The organism is Sphingopyxis solisilvae, assembly GCF_015475875.1.
In the GTDB taxonomy this organism is placed as follows: Bacteria; Pseudomonadota; Alphaproteobacteria; order Sphingomonadales; family Sphingomonadaceae; genus Sphingopyxis; species Sphingopyxis solisilvae.
In genome coordinates this window covers 20,433-39,931 of record NZ_JADKYM010000012.1, presented here as the reverse complement: position 1 = coordinate 39,931, position 19,499 = coordinate 20,433, and the positions used below count along the sequence as shown (strand labels likewise).

Below are 19,499 nucleotides of genomic sequence, written 5' to 3'. Positions count from 1 at the left end.
CCCTATCCTTCTCCCGCAAGGGGAGAAGGTTCTTCGGTGGGATAGCTGACCGCTATCACCTCCCACTCCTTTGGCCCCGACGGCAGCTGAACCACGCGCAAATCGCCGACTGCGGCGCCGCGCAGCGCGCGGGCGAGCGGGCTGTTCCAGCCGATCCGGCCGTCGCCCGCTTCGGCTTCGTCGTCGCCGACCAGCGTGACGCTGCGGCGATTGTCATCGTCGTCGGCGAGTTCGACGGTCGCCCCGAACCAGATGCGATCCTTGTCGGGCTGCGCGGCGGGATCGACGACGCGCGCCGCCTTCATCCGCCGCGCAAGGAATCCCAGCCGCTGGTCGATTTCGCGCAGCCGCTTGCGGCCATAGATATAGTCGCCATTCTCGCTGCGGTCGCCATTGCCCGCCGCCCAGCTGATCACCTCGACGAGCTTTGGCCGTTCGTTGCCCAGCAGCGCGTCATATTCGGCGCGCAGCGCGGCGAAGCCCGCCGGACTGATGATGTTCGACCTCTCCCCCGCCACGCGGCCTTATCCCGGCGTGCGCTTGCCGAGATAGAAGCTGAGCGGCGCCTGCGGCAACGTCCGGCCTTCGCGCAGCGTGTCGTACACGACCGCGTTTTCGAGCACGCGCTGCACGTAATTCTTGGTCTCGAAAATCGGGATGGCTTCGATCCAGTCGAGGATGTCGATCGACCCGGTGCGCGGGTCGCCGTTGGTGCGCAGCCATCGGTTCACATTGCCCGGACCGGCGTTATAGGCCGCGACCGCGAGCGGATAGCTGCCGCCATAATAGCGCAGCATCTGCTGGAAATAGGTCGACCCCAGCGTCATGTTGTAATTGGTGTCGGTGGTCAGCAGGTCGCGGTTGTACGACAGGCCGAGTTTTCCGGCGACCTCGTTCGCGGTGGCGGGCATCAGCTGCATCATGCCGCGCGCGCCGGCGTGGCTGACGGCCTCGCGGTCGAACTGGCTTTCCTGCCGCGTGATCGCGTGGATGAAGGTCCAATTGTCCTCATGCCCCGCGGGGACGCGCACCGTCGGGAACCCGGCGACTTCGACCGCGTCGAGGCTGTTCGCCTGCGCGCTGCGGCCGATCATGACGCCCAGGTCGGGGCGGCCGATCTGCGACGCCAGCTGGCCGGCGAGCACATGGTCGGCGGGCGAAGTGGCCTTTTGCGACAGTGCGCGCAGGAACAAGGTCTGTTCGCGCCACGCGCCGATTTCGCCCAGCGCGCGCGCGGCGCGGACCAGCCGGTCGTCGTTGAAGGCGCGCTTTTCGTCGTTGCTGACCTGGATCGTCGGATTGGGGGTTGGCTTGGGCTGCGGACGGCCGAGCCGTTCCAGCGACAATTGCCCGTAAAACTGGTCATAATGCTGCGCCGCGTCGGCAAAATGGGCGTTGGCGCTGCCGGCGTCGCCGGCGGCCAGTGCCGCCCGCCCGGCCCAATAGAAGCCCTTGGTGCGCGTCTGTGCCGATCGCGCCGCTTCGCCATAGGCGCGATACAGTCGCGCCGCTTCGGCGGGGCGGCGCAGATCCTTGTGCGCGATCTGTGCCGCCAGCCACGCCAGCGAGGTATAATCGTCGCGGACGTTCAGCGGGGTTTCGCGGATCACCGTACCGGGCGGAAAGGCGTCGTCGAGCTGCCGCGCGATATGATAGGCGGTGGTCTTGTCGCCGCCGCTATCGGCTTGCCGCGCGTTGGTCAGCAACGTCGCGAGCCATTCCTTGGCATCGGTTGGCGCGGCGGCAAGCGAACGCGGCGCGGCGAGCAGTGCGCGCGCTTCGCCGACGCGTCCGGCCTTGCGCAGCCAGGTGGCCTTGTCGGTAATATAGCCGGGGTCGGTGCGGACGATCGACGGATTGGCGCCCTCGACCGCGGCAGCCTGCATCGCGGCGTCGACCGCCGAACTGCGCATGGCAAGGCGCGCCGCAAAAATGCTCCGCCGTTCGGGGGAGGTAAAGGCGAGCTGGCGGCCGGCAGCGGCGGTGGCGTTCGACCACAGCAGCCGGTCCATCCGCGCGTCATGGTCGGCGAGCGAAATCGCGCCCGGGAACAGGCTGAGTACGCGGCTCGTTTCCGCCTCGTCCAGCGTTCCGCCGGTCCAGGCGCGGCGCACCGCGGCATGGGCTTCGTCGCGTCTGCCCGCTGCGTTGAGCGCGAGCGCGTGGCGCAAATGGCCGCTCGCGGTCTGCGGCGGATAGGCCTGAAAATAGGCGAGGGTGCGCGGCGGATCATAGCTGTCGAGCGCGATCGCCTTTTCGGCGCGGACGCGCATCTTGTCGGCGTCGGGCCAGCCCGGATTGGCGACGAGGAAACGCGACAATTGATCGAAGGAGGCGCCGCTGTTCGCGGTCAGCCGCCGCCATTCCATCACCGCGTCGCCGACCGGACTGGTCGATGGGGGCGGACCAGACGCCGATGCCAACCCCATCTGGGCGCGGTACCAGGCCATTTGTTCGGGAGTCAGCTCGCGGGCCTGCGCTGCAGCGGGGAAAAGCAGCGCTGCCGCGAGCGCCAGACGGGAAATTCGGGTCAGCGTCATCATGCCGGACATATTAGTGGCAAACTCCTTGCGGGGCGCTGAATAGACGTTCATTACGCGGCGCGCCGCCAGGACTCTACCGACGGCGAGCGGTTATTGTAAAGGATCGGGCATGTTTTCGGGATCGATTCCCGCCTTGGTGACACCGTTTCGCGACGGGGCTTTCGACGCCGACGGCTTTGCGCGGCTGGTCGACTGGCAGGTGCGCGAAGGGTCGAGCGCGCTGGTGCCGTGCGGCACGACGGGGGAAAGCCCGACCCTGGGTTTCGACGAACATTATCAGGTGATCGACACCTGTCTGGAGGCGGCTGCGGGCCGCGTGCCGGTGATCGCCGGATGCGGATCGAACGACACCGCGACCGCGGTGCGTCACATGCGCCACGCGCAGGCGGCCGGCGCGGCGGCGGCGCTGATCGTCGCGCCCTATTACAACCGGCCCAGCCAGGCGGGCATGATCGCCCATTTCAAGGCGCTGGCCGACGCCAGCGACCTGCCCATCGTCGTCTATAATGTCCCCGGCCGCACCGTCGCCGACATCAGCGCCGAAACGCTGTGCGAGCTGGCCAAAATACCTTCGGTGGTCGCGATCAAGGACGCCAGCGGCGATCTGGCGCGCGTCACGACGCACCGCGCCGGAGCGGGTAGGGATTTCTGCCAGCTGAGCGGCAACGACGATTTGTGGCTCGCGCACGCCGTCATGGGCGGCACCGGCTGCATTTCGGTCACCGCCAATGTCGCCCCGCGACAGTGCGCGGATTTTGCCGCGGCCTGCGCGGCGGGCGACTGGACGCGCGCGCTGGCGCTGCACGACCGCCTGTTCGATCTGCACAAGGCGATGTTCGCCGACACGTCGCCGGGGCCGGTGAAATATGCGCTGTCGCGCGTGCATGACTGGTTTTCGCCCGAAGTGCGCCTACCTATCATTCCGGCGGACGCAGATGCGCGTGCCGCCGTCGACGCCGCATTGTCCGCGGCAGGAGTGATTTAGGTTTCGTCATGGCCCGTCCGCAGTCCGCCGCCGAGTTCGACAAGAAAAAGGTCGTCGCCGAAAACCGGCGCGCGCGGTTCGACTTTGCCATCGAACAGGTGTTCGAGGCGGGGATCGCGCTGCAGGGCACCGAGGTCAAATCGCTGCGGTTCGGTGAAGGCACGATTGCGGAAAGCTATGCCGAGGTGAAGGGCAACGAGGTGTGGCTGATCAACAGCAACATCCCCGAATTCAGCCACGGCAACCGCCACAATCACGAACCCAAGCGCCCGCGCAAGCTGCTGCTGAACGGGCGCGAGATCAACAAGGTCCACGCCGGGGTCGCGCGACAGGGGATGACGCTGGTACCGCTGAGCGTCTATTTCAACAGCCGCGGCCGGGCCAAGGTCGAACTGGCGCTGGCCAAGGGCAAGAAGGCGCACGACAAGCGCGAGTCGATCAAGGAACGCGACTGGAAGCGCGACAAGCAGCGCCTGATGAAAGAGCGCGGATGAGCGGCTCGCGCGACAAGGCGACGGTGATGAACTGGATCCGCCGCAACTCGCCGACGCGCGAGGAGCTGCTGGAAAGCCGCTTCATCAAACCGTTCGCGCACCGGGTGGCACATAGCCATTTGTGGCGTTTTACCCGCACCTCGGTCCGCCGCGGCACCGCGCTGGGGCTGTTCATCGGCATTTTCTTTCTGATCCCCGGGGTGCAGATTCTGGGCGTGGCGTTGCTGGCGCTGCCGTTCCGCGCCAATATCCCGATTGGCGCGGCGATGACTTTCTTGTCCAATCCCGTGACCACGCCGCTCATCATCGCTGCGTCGGTATGGCTTGGCAGCACCTTGTTCGGCTTGCACACCAATATCTCCAATCTTTATATTCTGTACGACGAGGGCGCTTCGATCGTCGAATGGTGGCACTGGTTTACCGCCAATGCCGGAACCGCGCTGCTCGGCGGCCTTGCCGGCCTGTTCGTGATTTCGGTGGTGAGCGCGCTGGTCGGTTATGTCCTCGCCTCGGTCATCTGGGACAACTGGATTCGCCTGCGCTGGCGGCGCAAATTGCGGCGTGTTCGCGACCAACGACATGAGGCATCGACCAGCGACACGGCGGCTGGTTGAACCCGATTTTTGCAGGCGTATAGCTGGCCGATCACCGGTCCTCTTCGCACGACCCGCGGGCGGAACGGCGCAATCTGGACGAACTGGGGACTATCATGAACCGCACACTCACTTCTTCGCGCCTGATGGCGACCGCTGCGCTGGGCGCACTGATGCTGGTGGCGATACCGGCAACCGCGCGGGAAAAGGCCGCGACCGCCCCCGCCGCGCATGCGGCCGAAAAGCCCGAACTCGGCACCTTCGGTTTCGATACCGCGGGCATGGACAAGAGCGTCGCGCCGGGCGACGATTTCTATGCCTATGCCAACGGCACCTGGGCCAAGAACACGCCGATCCCCGCCGACAAGTCGAATTACGGCATGTTCACGGTGCTGGGCGACCTGTCGCAGCAGCGGACACGCGAGATACTGGAAGCGGCGAAGGCCGATCCGAACAGCATGATCGGGCGCAACTATGCCGCCTATCTGGACAGTGCAGCGGTCGAGGCCAAGGGACTGGCACCGATCGAGCCGTGGCTGAACAAGATTCGCGCCACCGACAAGGTGGGCCTCGCCGCGCTGCTGGCAGAGGCTGACCGCAACGGCGTCCAGCATTTCTTTGGCGGCTATGTCGGGCAGGACGACAAAAATCCCGAAACCTATATCTACACGATGTTCCAGGGCGGCATCGGGATGCCCGACCGCGATTTCTATCTGAAGGACAGCGAGCGCAACACCAAGTTGCAGGCGGCGTATCTGAAGCATCTGGAAAATGTGCTGACGCTGGCCGGCGAGGCCAACGCCGCGGCGCGGGCCAAGGCAATCTTTGATTTCGAAAAACAGATTGCGACGGTCCACTGGGACAAGAACGACAGCAGCGATGCGGTCAAAGTCTATAACAAGATGACAATTGCCGAGCTGGCCGCCGCGGCGCCCGGTTTTGACTGGGCCACGTTTATCCGCGGCATCGGCGTGAACGAGGATGTGCTGCTCGTGTCGCAGCCGAGCGCGTTCACCGGTCAGGCCAAACTGCTCGCCGATGCGCCGATCGCGGTGCTGCGCGACATGCTGATGATCCGCAGCCTCGACGGTTTTTCGGGCGTGCTGCCCGACCGGTTCGCGCAGGAAGCCTTTTCCTTCTATGGCACCGCGCTGTCGGGAACGCCGCAGATGCAGGAGCGCTGGAAACGCGCCGTCGACTTCACCACCGGCAACCTCGGCGAAGCGGTCGGCCAGGATTATGTCGCGAAATATTTCCCGCCCGAAACCAAGGCGGAAATGGACAAGCTGGTCAAGAATGTGCTCGCCGCGATGGGCCGCCGGATCGACGGGCTGGCGTGGATGCAGCCGCAGACCAAGGTGAAGGCCAAGCAGAAGCTCGCGAATTTCACCACCAAGATCGGTTATCCCGACCGCTGGAAGGACTATAGCAAGCTCGAGATCAAAGCCGACGACCTGTTCGGCAACGCGCTGCGTTCGAACCAGTTCGCGCACGACGACAATGTCAGCCGCCTAGGCGGGCCGATCCGCCGCTGGGAATGGGGGATGACCCCGATGACGGTCAATGCCTATGCCAATTTCAGCATGAACGAGATCGTCTTTCCGGCCGCGATCCTGCAACCGCCCTTCTTTGATCCGCACGCCGACCCGGCGATCAACTATGGCGGCATCGGCGCGGTGATCGGTCATGAAGTGAGCCATCATTTCGACGACCAGGGCGCGAAATATGACGAGACCGGCAAGCTCGCCGACTGGTGGACTCCCGAAGACGTCGCGGCGTTCGAGGCCGCAGGCGAAGCGCTGATCGCCCAATATAACGCCTATGAGGTGTTGCCGGGCGAACATCTCGACGGCAAGTTCACGCTGGGCGAAAATATCGGCGATCTGGCCGGCCTGACCGTCGCCTATGACGCGTACAAGGCGTCGCTGGGCGGCAAGGAAGCCCCGGTGATCGACGGGCTGACCGGCGACCAGCGCTTCTTCCTCGGCTGGGCACAGGTGTGGCGGCGGAACTATCGCGAGCAGAATCTATCGCAGCGCATCACGACCGATCCGCATTCGCCCTCGATCCAGCGGACTTGGGTCTCGCGCAACCTTGACCCTTGGTATAAAGCCTATCACATCAAGGAAGGCCAGAAGCTGTATCTGGCGCCCAAGGATCGCGTCCGCATCTGGTGACGCCGTAAACTAAAGGACTGTCTTTGACCGCGACGAGCCTGCCCTCGACTGATGGTGATGGCATCAGGAGGGCGGGCGACCCCGGCCCGCTTGCGGTGCCGGCCGGGCTGTCGCGCGTTGACATGGGACTGCTTGGCGGACTTGCGCTGCTGTCGGTCGGGCTGCTGTTCTGGGCGACGCGCGACATGGTGATCGCGGCAGGCTTCCTTGCCGGACTGGCCGTCGCGGTCGGCGGGGTGCTGCTGGCGCGGCGCCTGTTCTCGGCCAGCGTCGCGGGCGAGGCGGCGCTGCCCGACTGGACGATGCTGCGCCAGGCGGTGAATCATGACGATGTCGCGATCGCGGTCACCGACCGCGCGGGACGGATGGTCTGTGCGAACGACCTGTTTGCGACGTGGATGGGCGGCTTTGTCACGCCGCCCGGCCTGCCGCTGGAAGGCCGCGGCGCCGAAACGCTGAAAAACGCCGGCCGCGCGGCGTGGCGTGACGGCGAAGGGCGCGCCGACGGCTTGGTGGTCGGGCCCCTGCACCTGAACGCGCAGGTAACGCGCACCGGCCAGGCCGAAGATTATCTGGTCTGGCGATTCGCGGCGGTCGAACGGCTCGACCTGGTATCCGAAATCCTGCGGCATCTGGGCGGTCCCGCCGGACGAACGCTGGGGCAGGCGGGCGTGATGGTGGCGCTGGTCAGTGCCGAGGGGCGGCTGCGCGCCGCCAATCAGGCGTTTTTGCTCCGCGCGCTCGGCGAAGACGATGCGCGCCACTATAATGGGCGCGATGTCGCGCCGATGCTGCGCATCGACGATGGCGGCGCGCTCTATTTCGCCCGCGAGGGCGAGCGCGCGACTCCGCTGCGCATGTTGCAGATCCCGCTCGCCCCCGCCGACAGCAACACGCCGGTGCTGCTGGCGATGCTCGACGAGGAAATCGGCCCCGCCGATCGCGGCACCGCGCAGGCCTATGTCGAAACGCTGCTGTCGTTGCTGCCGTTCGGGCTAGCGCTGGTCGATCGCGACGGGCGCTTTCTTTACATGAACCGCGCGTTCGTGCGCGCCGCGAGCCTCGGCGACGGCAAGATGCCGCGCTATCCGGGCGACATCGTCGTCGGCGAGGACAAGGGGCCGCTGGCGGACATGATCCGCCGCCACAGCAGCGGGCAACAGGTCGGCGGCGACCTGTCGATCCGGCTGGCGGGGCAAAGCGGCGAACCGGTGTCGATGCGCGTCGTCGGGGTGCGCGGGCTGGGCGAGGCGGCGGTGCTGCTCAGCCTCAAGGATTCGAGCGAGGAATCGCGGCTCAAGCGCCAGGTCGCGCAGGCGTCGAAGATGCAGGCGGTCGGCCAGCTGGCGGGCGGCGTCGCGCATGATTTCAACAATATCCTGACCGCCATTCTGGGCGCGTGCGACCTGATGCTGATGCGCCACACGCCGGGCGACAGCGATTATGACGACATCCAGCAGATCCGCAGCAACGCCAATCGCGCCGCCAGCCTGACGCGGCAATTGCTCGCCTTTTCGCGGCAGCAGACGCTGCGTCCACAGATCCTGCAATTGCCCGACGTGATTTCGGAGGTCTCGCATCTGCTCAAGCGGCTGATCGGCGAAACCGTCACGCTGTCGGTGCATCACGGCCGCGGCCTCGGCGCGGTGCGCGCCGACCCCGGCCAGCTCGAGCAGGTCATCATGAACCTGGCGGTCAATGCGCGCGACGCGATGCCGGGCGGCGGGACGCTGACGATCGAAACCTATCCGGTGTCGGCCGCCGACGTGCGCCAGATGGGCAATGAGTTCATGCCGGCCGCCGATTATTGCGCGCTGAAGGTCAGCGACACCGGCACCGGCATCGCCCCCGACGTCCTGCCCAAGATTTTCGAGCCCTTCTTTACGACCAAGGACGTCGGCAAGGGGACGGGGTTGGGCCTGTCGACGGTTTACGGCATCATCAAGCAATCGGCGGGCTTCATCTTTGCCGACAGCCAGCCGGGGCAGGGGACCAGCTTTACCATCTATCTGCCGGTGCATCGCAGCGGCAGCGACACACCCGTCGTCGCGGCGCCGCCGCCGAAGCCGAAGAAAAGCCAGTGGGGCAGCGGCACGATCCTGCTGGTCGAGGACGAGGACATGGTGCGCGCGGTCGCCGAGCGCGCGCTGACCCGCGCCGGCTATACCGTCGTTACCGCGTCGCAGGGCGAGGAAGGACTCGAACGCTTTGCCCAGATGGACAAGGTCGACCTGATCATCAGCGACGTCGTGATGCCGACGATGGACGGCCCCGCGATGGTGCGCGCGTTGCGCGCGAAGCGGCCGGACCTGCCGGTCCTCTTCATGTCGGGTTATGCCGAGGAGCAATTGCGCCAGTCGATCAATATCGACGACGTCGCCTTTCTGCCCAAACCCTTTTCTGTCGCGCAGCTGGCCGAGGCGACGTCGGCGGCGCTCGACGATGCCGTACACAGGGCGAAAAATGGCTGACCCGCCGCGAATCCTGCTCGTCGAGGACGATGTGCTGATCGGCATGATGCTTGCCGACATGTTCGACGCGCTCGGCCTGCCCGAGCCCGCGCAGGCGGCGAGCCTGAACGAGGCGCTGGCGATCATCGCCGCCGAACCGCTGGGCGGCGCGCTTGTCGACATCAATCTGGGCGAGGACAAAGGCTGGCCGGTCGCCGACGCCCTGGCGGAACGCGGCGTTCCTTTTGCCTTTACCTCGGGTGGCGGTGACATCTTGCCGCCCGCCCACGCGCACCGCCGGCTGGTGGGCAAACCGTTCCGGATCAGCGATATCGAGGCGGCGCTGGCCGAGTTTGGGGCCTAGGGTCGGGACCCCCGCGACGACCGTGCAAATAAAGTTTGTTCCCCTCTTGTTCCAGTAGAACAAATGTCGTACATAGTTCCGGCGTTGCGGTGGTTCAGCCTTCGCTTTAGAGCAGGAAAGGACGGCACATGGCCGGTCAATTGTCACTCGTCGAATCGGGGAAATCAGTGAACAACACGGACAGGCAAAAGGCGCTGGACGCCGCGCTCGCGCAGATCGACCGCGCCTTTGGTAAAGGCTCGGTGATGAAACTGGGCTCGAAAGAGGCGATGCAGGTCGAGGCGATCTCGACCGGTTCGCTTGGCCTCGACATCGCGCTCGGCGTCGGCGGCCTGCCGCGCGGTCGCGTCATCGAAATCTATGGTCCCGAAAGCTCGGGCAAGACCACGCTGGCGCTGCACACGCTCGCCGAGGCGCAAAAGACCGGCGGCACCGTCGCCTTCGTCGATGCCGAACATGCGCTCGACCCCGTCTATGCGCGCAAGCTGGGGGTCAATATCGACGAGCTGATCGTGTCGCAGCCCGACACCGGCGAACAGGCGCTCGAAATCGTCGATACGCTGGTGCGCTCGAACGCGATCGACGTGCTGGTGGTCGATTCGGTCGCGGCGCTCGTCCCGCGCGCCGAAATCGAGGGCGAGATGGGCGACAGCCATGTCGGCCTGCAAGCGCGTTTGATGTCGCAGTCGCTGCGCAAGCTCACCGGCTCGATCAGCCGCTCGCGCTGCATGGTGATCTTCATCAACCAGCTGCGGATGAAAATCGGCGTGATGTACGGCAACCCCGAAACCACGACGGGCGGCAACGCGCTGAAATTCTATGCCTCGGTCCGCCTCGACATCCGCCGCACCGGCCAGATCAAGAATGGCGACGAAATCGTCGGCAATACGACGCGAGTGAAGGTGGTAAAGAACAAGGTCGCGCCGCCGTTCAAGCAAGTCGAATTCGACATCATGTACGGGCAGGGCATTTCCAAGATCGGCGAGATTCTCGACATCGGCGTCAAGGCCGGACTGGTCGAAAAATCGGGCGCCTGGTTCAGCTATGATTCGATCCGCATCGGGCAGGGCCGCGAAAATGCGAAGAATTTCCTGACCGAGAATCCCGAACTGCGCGAACGGCTCGAAGCCGCAATCCGCGGCCGCACCGACGCGGTGGCCGAGGAAATGATGGCCGGCCCCGACGACGAGGGCGACGATATCAACTGATCCCGATCCGGTCGGTTCGCATGGGCGGACCGACCGGGAAACGGCGGCGGGTCTCCAGCCCCTTGCACCTGCACTCCCCTCTCCCCGCAGGTGGACCCGCCGGCCGTTGACCTTTTGGGCGGCCGCGACTTTTCGGTGTTGCCAGAGATGTCGGCTTTCGGGTGGAAAGCGGACGTTTCGGAGCAACTTCGTTCTGACTGGCTTGAACTACCAAATCCTCTTGGCGACCATGCCGCCAAAGATTGATACGGACAGGCCCAGCGCACCGAGCACAAGCCAAAGCATGTTGAAATTCGAATAGGAATCTTGGCGAGCCTCTTGCGGGTTTGATCGCAAGTAATAGACCTTTTCATGATCGCCCACTTCGAACAGACCGATTCCATAAATGGAATTCACGCGATAAACGACGCCATCAACCTCATATTGAAGGACACCCATTTCAGTCTGGTGATCGAGAGCTTGATTCGGATTTACGTAGGTCGCCATGGTCGCAATTCCATCTCGCCGGAATCGCTGATCATCCTGAAAGCCGGAAACTGCCGCAAACAAAGCACCAGCTCCCCAAATTGCGAAGAAAGTACGAGCGAGCAAGAAGGTGCGGTTTTTTCGTCGGCCCGGATCTTCTTTGAGCTCGCGATCGCCTGGCACCGTAACGCGAGGGCTGATCGCTCGCTCGAACCCTCTCTCGTCATTCAGCACGACCTCCACCGGCGCGGGGCCGCCGCGAGTGAATTCGATTCGTAGCGCCTTCTGGAATAGCGACGACACTGGTTTTACAGAGGCAATGGTGTGAACCGGCACTTTGATATCTAGCCCGTAAATCTCAGGCAGAAACATGAGGTTGAATGGAAACTGAGGCGTTATGGTCAACTTTCCTTCTCGCACCGTCACGAGAAGACATCGGTTAGCACCGCCAATCTTGGACAACGGGCTCTTGAGCGATCGTCCAGAGCATCCCTTCTCACCAAAATCGGCGTCGTCGGGCAATCGTGGGAAAATGGGTTCGTCCTTCGAGCGGCGATACCATATGGAAGCTGCCACAAAACCGAAAATCCACAGAAAGGGGATGAAGAAAATCCATTTTGGCATAGTCACATCATACCTATCCTCGTCGCGACGCTCCCTTCGTTAGCTTAGCGTCTGTTGTGGCTACTTCCCCAGATTGCACGAGGTCCGCAACTGGTCGTTAACGAATGCCGTTACATTTCCGTTCGTGTCGAGCGAAGTCGAGACACCCATCGACCATGCTCGAAGTCGAGTGAAATCTCGACTTCGCCCGGTGCGAACGGGGGGTAGCAAGGGTGCTGTCGAGCGGGCCTCCTTCTCGTCGTCGCCGTTCCCCTGTCTCAACATCGCGATCCCTTTCGCCGCGCCTTGCGCGCGGCTTGCCAACAGCTACAAGCAAGCCATGCCCGCAATCCGCCTGTTCGGCCTGCCGACCGACATCAACAGCAGCTTCGAGCGCGGCGCTGCCGCCGGTCCCGCGGCGATCCGGGCGGCGCTGTTCAGCGACCGCGGCAATATGGCGAGCGAACTCGGCCCCGAGATCGGCGCCGACATCGCGTTCACCGATGATGGCGATCTGCCGCTGACCGAAAACACCGCGCAGGATGATGCCGCGATCCGGCGGCATATCGTGATGCTGCAAGAGGATGGCGAGGTGCCGCTGGCGCTCGGGGGCGATCATGCGGTGACCTTTCCGCTCGTCGAGGCGGCGGCGACCTGCTTCGGGCCGTTGAACATCCTTCATTTTGACGCGCACCCCGATCTTTACGACGATTTTGCCGGCAACCCGCGCAGCCATGCCTCGCCCTTTGCCCGCATCTGCGAGGCCGGTCACGCGGCACGGCTGGTGCAGGTCGGCATCCGCACCCTTAACGGCCATTGCCGCGAGCAGGCGGCGCGCTTTGGGGTCGAGGTCATTTCGATGGCCGATTTCAGCCCCGATCGCGTCCCCGTCCTTGACGGCCCGCTCTATATCTCGATCGACCTCGACGGGATCGATCCGTCGGCGGCGCCCGGCGTTGCGCATCCCGAACCCGGCGGGCTGACGGTGCGCGAAGTGCTGGCGGTGTTGCACAAACAGACCGCGCCGATCGTCGGCGCCGACATCGTGGAGCATCATCCCGGCCGCGACATTGGCGATGTCACCGCGATCCTCGGCGCCAAGCTGGTTCGCGAGCTCGCGGCGCTGATCGATCGCAACGGCACATACAAGGCCTGACCCTTTGAGGAGAGTGAAATGACCCTGATCGTCCACCATCTGAACAACAGCCGCTCGCAGCGCATATTGTGGCTGCTCGAGGAAATCGGTGCGCCGTACGAGATCAAATATTACGACCGCGACACGACCACCAACCTCGCGCCGCCCGAGCTGATCGCGGTGCACCCGCTCGGCAAATCGCCGGTGATCGAGGACGATGGCCGCGTCATCATCGAGTCGGGGGCGATCACCGAATATCTGTGCGACCGCCACGGCGGCGGGCACCTAGTCCCCGAGCGCGGCACCGACGACCATGTCAGCCATCTCGAATGGCTGCATTTTGCCGAAGGATCGGCGATGACCCCGATCCTGTTGCGCATCTATACCGCGCGGCTCGGCGAAGCCGCGGCGCCGCTCGAACCGCGGATCAATCAACAGCTCGACGCGCATTTTGCCTATATGGAAAGCCGCGTCGGCGACAGCGGGCACTTCATCGGCGACAGCCTGTCGGCGGCGGACATCATGCTGAGCTTTCCGGCCGAAATCGCGATCATGCAGGGCATGGCGCCGCGCTATCCCAAGCTCGCGGCGTTCGTGAACGCCTGTCACGCACGCCCCGCCTGGCAGCGCGCGCGCGAAAAGGGCGGCGCTTATTATGGCTATTGACCGGCGCCGCTGGCTGCCGCTCGCCGCGCTGGGGTTGCTGAGCGGCGCGGCGGCGGCGCAGGTGCCGCTGCTCGGTCCCGAGGTGGAGCGCGTCGCGGCCGGCCCCGACGGCGCGGCGTTCAACGTCGCGGCGGCGGATGAAAGTGCCGCGATGAACCGCTTCGCCGCTTACACGATGGCACTGGCGAAACGCGATTATGCCAGCGCCTATGCGATGCTGCGCCTGTCGTTCCAGGCGGCGAACCCGCGGCTCGAATGGGAAATGAACCTGCGCAAACGCGCGGTGCTGTGGGCCGACGGCACGCTCCGCGTGTTGCGCGTCAGCTGGTACGCCGATCCCGCGGGCCAGCCGCCGGGGCTTTACGCCGCGTTCGACTTCCGCGGCGACCGTCCCGACCGGACGATGGACTGCGGCTATGTCGTCGTCCACCGCACTGCGCCTGGCGCCGAATGGACCGTCGTGCGCACCGACACGTCGGAGGTGCCGCCCGAACTGATCGAGGAGGGCGTTCCCAAGGCCGACGTGATGCGCCAGTTGCCCTGTTATCTCGGCAAGGGAATCGCGACGGCCTTTTGACAAGCCACGAAATCTTTCTTGAACGCCGGGTGCTTGCTGCGCACCGTCGTTGCGGGTCGCATCGTGCCGAATCGCGGCAGGGACCGGTTTGCCGGTGCCGCGTCGGGGGTGTTGGGGGATAAAATGGGAATGATGATCATCGCGGCGATGCTGGCGGCAGCGCAGGCCGCGCCGGAGATCAAGATCGTCGAAGTCCCCGGTCGCGGGTATCAGGCGCAGGTCAAATCCTTCGACGCGACCGAGTATGACGCGATCGTCGCGCGCATTTCGACGCTGGCGAAACGGCGCTGCGGCGCGCTTAGCGTCCGTTTCGGGCGGTTCCGCTTCGACAACCGCGTCGACACCGCGCGCAGCATCACGGTCATCGAAAATTACACCCAAAGCATTTCTTGTTACGATCCCGCGACCGATCCCTATCAGCCGGTTCCAGCCGACTGGAAGGCCAGTGCCGCTGATACGCAGGGGGCGAACAGCTTCATCAACCGCTTCCTGGCGCATATGGATGGCGGCAACAGCGCCGCGGCGGCCGAAATGATGGACCCGGCGACCGAGGCGACCAAGGAGGATATGGAACGCCTGATCCGTGACATGAAAATGCATTGGACGGGGAAGGGCAAGCTGCTGCCCCGCCTCGAAACCTGGTTGAACAATCCGAAAAATGCCGCATATCCGGGCGCCTACGCTTTCTTCACGGTGGTCATGGATCACCCGGGCGTCGCCGGGACCTGCGGCGGGATCACCGTCCACCGGGTGCGCGCCGGCGAATTTCGTATCGCGCAATATGACCTGCGGTCGATATCGCAGGCGCTGGTCGACCGCGGCAATCTGTCCAATGACGACCTCAATGCGATCTGTGGCCGGTGATCGAGTGTCCGGCGCGCGCGTTCCGCTTGAGAAACGCGCCGCGCCGCACTAGATCGCGCGCATGACATCGACCAACGACATTCGCCGCTCGTTCCTCGACTATTTCGGGGGCACCGGGCATCATATCGAGCCGTCGGCGCCGCTGGTGCCGTACAACGACCCGACCTTGATGTTCGTCAACGCGGGCATGGTGCCGTTCAAGAATGTCTTCACGGGGCTTGAGAAGCGCCCCTACAGCACCGCGGCCTCGTCGCAGAAATGCGTGCGCGCGGGCGGCAAGCACAACGACCTCGACAATGTCGGCTATACCGCGCGGCACCATACATTCTTTGAAATGCTGGGCAATTTTTCGTTCGGTGACTATTTCAAGGAACAGGCGATCCATCATGCCTGGACGCTGATTACCAAGACCTGGGGGCTGGCGCCGGAGAAGCTGACCGCGACCGTCTATCACACCGACGACGAGGCGTTCGATCTGTGGAAAAAGATCGCGGGCCTGCCCGAAGAACGCATCATCCGCATTCCGACGAGCGACAATTTCTGGTCGATGGGCGACACCGGGCCGTGCGGGCCGTGCAGCGAAATCTTCTATGACCATGGCGACCATATCTGGGGCGGCCCGCCGGGATCGCCCGAGGAGGACGGCGACCGCTTCGTCGAAATCTGGAACCTGGTGTTCATGCAATATGAGCAGCTGCCGGGCGGCGAGCGCGTCGATCTGCCGCGGCCGAGCATCGACACCGGCATGGGGCTGGAGCGCGTCGCCGCGGTGTTGCAGGGCGTCCACGACAATTATGACACCGACACGTTCAAGGCGCTGATCGCGGCGTCGGTCGAGCTGACGCATGTGCCCGCCGACGAAGCGCATAAGGCCAGCCACCGCGTCATCGCCGATCACCTCCGCGCATCGAGCTTCCTCGTCGCCGACGGCGTGCTGCCCTCGAACGAAGGCCGCGGCTATGTGCTGCGCCGGATCATGCGCCGCGCGATGCGCCACGCGCATCTGCTCGGCGCGAAAGACCCGCTGATGCACCGGCTGCTGCCGTCGCTGACGGCCGAGATGGGCGCCGCTTACCCCGAGTTGATCCGCGCGCAACCGCTGATCGCCGAGACGCTGGAGCGCGAGGAGGTCAAGTTCCGCCAGACGCTCGACAAGGGGCTGAAGCTGCTCGACGAGGCGACCGTCGGCATGGGCAAGGGCGACACGCTGGCGGGCGACGTCGCGTTCAAACTCTACGACACTTACGGCTTCCCCTATGACCTGACCGAAGACGCGCTGCGCGCGCAGGATATCGCGGTCGATCGCGCGGGTTTCGACGCCGCCATGGCGCAGCAGAAGGCGGCGGCGCGCGCGGCGTGGAAGGGCAGCGGCGAAAAGGCGTCGGACGACATCTGGTTCGACCTGGCCGAAGCCAATGGCAGCACCGAATTCACCGGCTATACCTCGACCGCGGGCGAGGCGACGGTCATCGGGCTGGTCAAGGACGGCCAGCCGGTCGAGGAAGCCAAGGCGGGCGACGCGGTCGTCGTGCTGACCAACCAGACGCCTTTCTACGGCGAAAGCGGCGGCCAGATGGGCGACGCGGGGACGATCGCGACGCTGGAGGGCGCGAAGGCGGTGGTGAGCGACACCGGCAAGCCGCTCGGCCGTTTGCACACGCATCAGGCCAAGCTCGAAGCCGGGACGCTGAAGGTCGGCGACACGGTGCAACTGACCGTCGACGCCGAGCGCCGCGACCGCATTCGCGCCAATCACAGCGCGACGCACCTGCTGCACGCGGCGCTGCGGGGCCGGCTCGGGGGGCATGTGACGCAGAAGGGCAGTCTGGTCGCCGCCGAGCGCTTCCGGTTCGACTTTTCGCACCCCAAGGCGCTGACGGCAGAGGAAATCGCCGACATCGAAGCGGACGTGAATGCACAGATCCGCGGCAACGAGCCGGTGACGACGCGGCTGATGACCCCCGACGATGCCGTCGCAGCGGGCGCGCTCGCGCTGTTCGGCGAGAAATATGGCGACGAGGTGCGCGTGCTCAGCATGGGCAAGGCAACCGACAATCATTATTCGGTCGAGCTGTGCGGCGGGACGCACGTCCGCGCGCTGGGCGACATCGCCTTGTTCAAGATCGTCGGCGAAAGCGCGGTTTCGTCGGGGGTGCGCCGCATCGAGGCGCTGACCGGCGAAGCGGCGCGGCAATGGCTGAACAGCCGCGACGAGGCGCTGAAGGCCGCGGCGGCGGCGCTCAAGTCGTCGCCCGACGAGGTGCCGGCGCGTGTCGCGCAGCTCACCGAGCAGCTCAAGAAGGCCGAGCGCGACCTCGCCGATGCGAAGAAGGCGCTGGCGATGGGCGGCGGCGTTGGCGCTGCGAGCGGCCCGGCGGTTGAACAGGTCGGCGATGTCGCGTTCCTCGCGCAAGTCGTCGACGGGCTCGACCCCAAGGAATTGCGCGGCACGGTCGACGGGCTCAAGAAGCAGGTCGGCAGCGGCGTCGCGATGCTCGTCGCGGTCAACGATGGCCGCGCCTCGGTCGCGGTCGGCGTGACCGACGACCGGACGGGCAATCATAGCGCGGTCGACCTCGTCAAGGCCGCGGTTGCGGCGCTGGGCGGGCAGGGCGGCGGCGGGCGGCCCGACATGGCGCAGGGCGGCGGCCCGAACGGCGGCGCCGCGAACGATGCGGTGGCGGCGGTGAAGGCCGCGCTCGCTTGAAGCCGACGAAAAAGACGCGGCGCACCGATCATGCCGAACGCCTGATCGCCGCACCGCTGGTTGATGTGTTCGCCGCCTTCACCAGCGAGGCGAAGCTCGCGAGGTGGCTGCCGCCCGCGGGAGCAACGGGCACATTCGAGCAGGTCGATCTGCGTGCGGGCGGCGGCTTTCTGATGCGGCTGACCTTCGACGATGCCGACGCCGAGACCAAGAGTGACGACGACAGCGATGTCGTCGAGGTCTATATCCCGACCCTCGACGACGGACGCCTGATCATATGGGAGGTCGAATTTGCCTCTGACGACCCGCGCTTTTCCGGCACGATGGCGATGCACTGGTATCTGTCGCGGCAGGGCGGCGGCACGCTGGTGACGGTTGACGCGCACCATGTGCCGCCGGGGATTGCGGCGAAGGATCATATCGAGGGGTTGAACAGCTCGCTGGCGAATTTGGCGGCGGTGGTGGAAGGCTAGCTCCGTCTTTCGAGGCGTGTGTCCCCGCGAAGGCGGGGACCCATCTTCTGCCGGTTCAAAATCGCGCCGATCGGTGATGGGCCCCTGCCTTCGCAGGGGCACAAGTTGCGCGCTAACTTTCCACCCCCTTCGCCTTCCCCCACGCCCGCGCCGCCGTATATCCCAGATACCCCGTCGCAAACAGCGCGTAGAGCGGCTCGGGAATGCCCGCCAGGTAGGCGTTCATGCCCCGCGCGATACCCTCCGCCATCTCGGGCCGCACCGCGGCGATCAGGCCCATCGGGATGGCCCAGAGCAGCAGCGCGTACATGACGTAGAGGAAGCTGGGCCGTGCGCGGCTGGTCCACGGGTCGGCGCTGTTCGCTTCGGCGACGATCGCGGTCATCCGCGTGCGGATCGCCTCCATTTCCTGTGTCCCTTCGAGCTTGAGCAGTTCCAGCTTGGCGCGGTCGCGCGCTTCGGGGTCGGGGATGATCTTGTCGATCAGCTTGGCGATGGGGCCAATCAGCCCTTCGATGATGCTCATATCCATGTCCTTCCGCCGGAAGTTGCCAAAGTTTACGGTCTTTCGAGGCTCGAAAAATCTATCCGTGTTGACCGATACGGTTCGCCAGCCAGCCATAGAGGAATGCCTCCTGGCTCGGGCGGCGCTCGGCGAGCGCGATATAGCGTTCGCCCTGCAACGCCTCCATCGCGCGCAGCAGCACCGTTTCCCCCGCCTTGCCGCGGGCGCGCAGAAATCCGTCGAGCGCCGCCAGGGTGCGCGGCCCGATCGCCCGGTCGACCGCAATGTCGGGATAGTCGCGCGCCGCGCGGTTCAGTGCATTGAGCGCGCGCTGTAAAAAGCCGACCGCGGTGCCGGTGCCCATGTTCACGCCGGTGTCGAACAGCTCGGCGGCGATCTGCGGGGCGCGCTGCGCGATGCGGTCAAAGCCGGGGCGCAGCCAATAGATACGGCGATAGATGGCGGCGGCCACGCTGCGCGACAGGCTGCGCATCGGTCCGGTATAGCCCTGCGCGCGCGCCACAGCCTCGGTAATTCCCCAACAGGTCGGCCCGCCGCGGTCGGCGGGGTGGTTTACATATCGTCCTTCGCGGTCGATGACGGCATCGATCAGCGCATCGGCATCCAGGCGAGGGGTCGGGGTGTTGGACATGATTCGCTCCATTGGTTCGTACAGTTCTGTTAATGAAC

At 65.1% G+C, this 19,499-nt stretch carries 18 protein-coding genes; 13 read left to right on the top strand and 5 right to left on the bottom strand.

Going from position 1 to position 19,499, the window contains the following annotated elements:
- Nucleotides 1-2: 2 nt before the first annotated feature.
- Nucleotides 3-518, bottom strand: coding sequence for a transcription elongation factor GreB (greB, locus tag IR187_RS10275; RefSeq protein ID WP_194954517.1), 516 nt, complete (start codon nt 516-518; stop codon nt 3-5).
- A gap of 6 nt (nt 519-524) precedes the next feature.
- Nucleotides 525-2,552: a lytic transglycosylase domain-containing protein gene (locus IR187_RS10270; protein WP_194954516.1), complete on the bottom strand. Its 2,028-nt coding sequence runs from the start codon at nt 2,550-2,552 to the stop codon at nt 525-527.
- Between the two features lie 100 nt (nt 2,553-2,652).
- Here IR187_RS10270 and dapA point away from each other — a divergent pair, with 100 nt between their 5' ends.
- From dapA to recA, 7 genes are all read left to right on the top strand, one after another.
- The gene (gene dapA / locus IR187_RS10265) at nt 2,653-3,528 is read left to right on the top strand and encodes a 4-hydroxy-tetrahydrodipicolinate synthase (RefSeq protein WP_194954515.1); all 876 of its coding nucleotides are present in this window, start codon (nt 2,653-2,655) and stop codon (nt 3,526-3,528) included.
- An 8-nt stretch (nt 3,529-3,536) separates the two neighbouring features.
- Nucleotides 3,537-4,022, top strand: a complete 486-nt coding sequence (gene smpB, locus IR187_RS10260; protein WP_194954514.1) for an SsrA-binding protein SmpB — start codon at nt 3,537-3,539, stop codon at nt 4,020-4,022.
- A complete protein-coding gene (locus IR187_RS10255) occupies nt 4,019-4,636 on the top strand; it encodes a DUF2062 domain-containing protein (RefSeq protein ID WP_194954513.1) in 618 nt (205 codons plus the stop codon). Before smpB ends, IR187_RS10255 begins: the two co-directional genes overlap by 4 nt.
- A 95-nt stretch (nt 4,637-4,731) precedes the next feature.
- The gene (locus tag IR187_RS10250; protein WP_194954512.1) at nt 4,732-6,792 is read left to right on the top strand and encodes a M13 family metallopeptidase; all 2,061 of its coding nucleotides are present in this window, start codon (nt 4,732-4,734) and stop codon (nt 6,790-6,792) included.
- Between the two features lie 122 nt (nt 6,793-6,914).
- Nucleotides 6,915-9,263, top strand: coding sequence for a hybrid sensor histidine kinase/response regulator (locus tag IR187_RS10245; protein ID WP_194954572.1), 2,349 nt, complete (start codon nt 6,915-6,917; stop codon nt 9,261-9,263).
- Entirely contained in the window at nt 9,256-9,606 is a 351-nt protein-coding gene (locus IR187_RS10240) for a response regulator (protein ID WP_194954511.1), read from the top strand. The genes IR187_RS10245 and IR187_RS10240 overlap by 8 nt, the downstream gene beginning before the upstream one ends.
- Nucleotides 9,607-9,734: 128 nt before the next feature.
- Nucleotides 9,735-10,814 carry a recombinase RecA gene (recA, locus tag IR187_RS10235; RefSeq protein ID WP_194954510.1) on the top strand — a complete coding sequence of 360 codons (1,080 nt, stop codon included), beginning with the start codon at nt 9,735-9,737 and terminating at the stop codon, nt 10,812-10,814.
- A 207-nt stretch (nt 10,815-11,021) separates the two neighbouring features.
- Here the strand turns inward: recA and IR187_RS10230 are convergent, their stop codons facing one another.
- Entirely contained in the window at nt 11,022-11,909 is an 888-nt protein-coding gene (locus tag IR187_RS10230) for a DUF3592 domain-containing protein (RefSeq protein ID WP_194954509.1), read from the bottom strand.
- 313 nt (nt 11,910-12,222) lie between these two features.
- Here IR187_RS10230 and speB point away from each other — a divergent pair, with 313 nt between their 5' ends.
- The 6 genes from speB (at nt 12,223) to IR187_RS10200 (ending at nt 18,304) form a co-directional block, all read left to right on the top strand.
- On the top strand, nt 12,223-13,038 hold the full coding sequence (gene speB / locus IR187_RS10225) for an agmatinase (protein WP_194954508.1): 816 nt from the start codon (nt 12,223-12,225) through the stop codon (nt 13,036-13,038).
- Between the two features lie 18 nt (nt 13,039-13,056).
- Nucleotides 13,057-13,683 (top strand): glutathione S-transferase family protein, encoded by a 627-nt coding sequence (locus IR187_RS10220; protein ID WP_194954507.1) that lies wholly within the window; start codon nt 13,057-13,059, stop codon nt 13,681-13,683.
- The gene (locus tag IR187_RS10215; protein ID WP_194954506.1) at nt 13,673-14,260 is read left to right on the top strand and encodes a hypothetical protein; all 588 of its coding nucleotides are present in this window, start codon (nt 13,673-13,675) and stop codon (nt 14,258-14,260) included. Before IR187_RS10220 ends, IR187_RS10215 begins: the two co-directional genes overlap by 11 nt.
- 123 nt (nt 14,261-14,383) lie before the next feature.
- Complete coding sequence (locus IR187_RS10210; protein WP_194954505.1) at nt 14,384-15,124, top strand: hypothetical protein; 741 nt, start codon at nt 14,384-14,386, stop codon at nt 15,122-15,124.
- 61 nt (nt 15,125-15,185) lie between these two features.
- Nucleotides 15,186-17,831 carry an alanine--tRNA ligase gene (gene alaS, locus IR187_RS10205; RefSeq protein ID WP_194954504.1) on the top strand — a complete coding sequence of 882 codons (2,646 nt, stop codon included), beginning with the start codon at nt 15,186-15,188 and terminating at the stop codon, nt 17,829-17,831.
- Nucleotides 17,828-18,304: an SRPBCC family protein gene (locus tag IR187_RS10200; RefSeq protein ID WP_194954503.1), complete on the top strand. Its 477-nt coding sequence runs from the start codon at nt 17,828-17,830 to the stop codon at nt 18,302-18,304. The genes alaS and IR187_RS10200 overlap by 4 nt, the downstream gene beginning before the upstream one ends.
- Before the next feature lie 112 nt (nt 18,305-18,416).
- Here IR187_RS10200 and IR187_RS10195 read toward each other — a convergent pair whose 3' ends face one another.
- Both IR187_RS10195 and IR187_RS10190 read right to left on the bottom strand, forming a co-directional pair.
- A complete protein-coding gene (locus IR187_RS10195; protein ID WP_194954502.1) occupies nt 18,417-18,830 on the bottom strand; it encodes a holin family protein in 414 nt (137 codons plus the stop codon).
- 58 nt (nt 18,831-18,888) lie between these two features.
- Nucleotides 18,889-19,461, bottom strand: a complete 573-nt coding sequence (locus tag IR187_RS10190; protein ID WP_407699080.1) for a glycoside hydrolase family 108 protein — start codon at nt 19,459-19,461, stop codon at nt 18,889-18,891.
- Nucleotides 19,462-19,499: the final 38 nt, after the last annotated feature.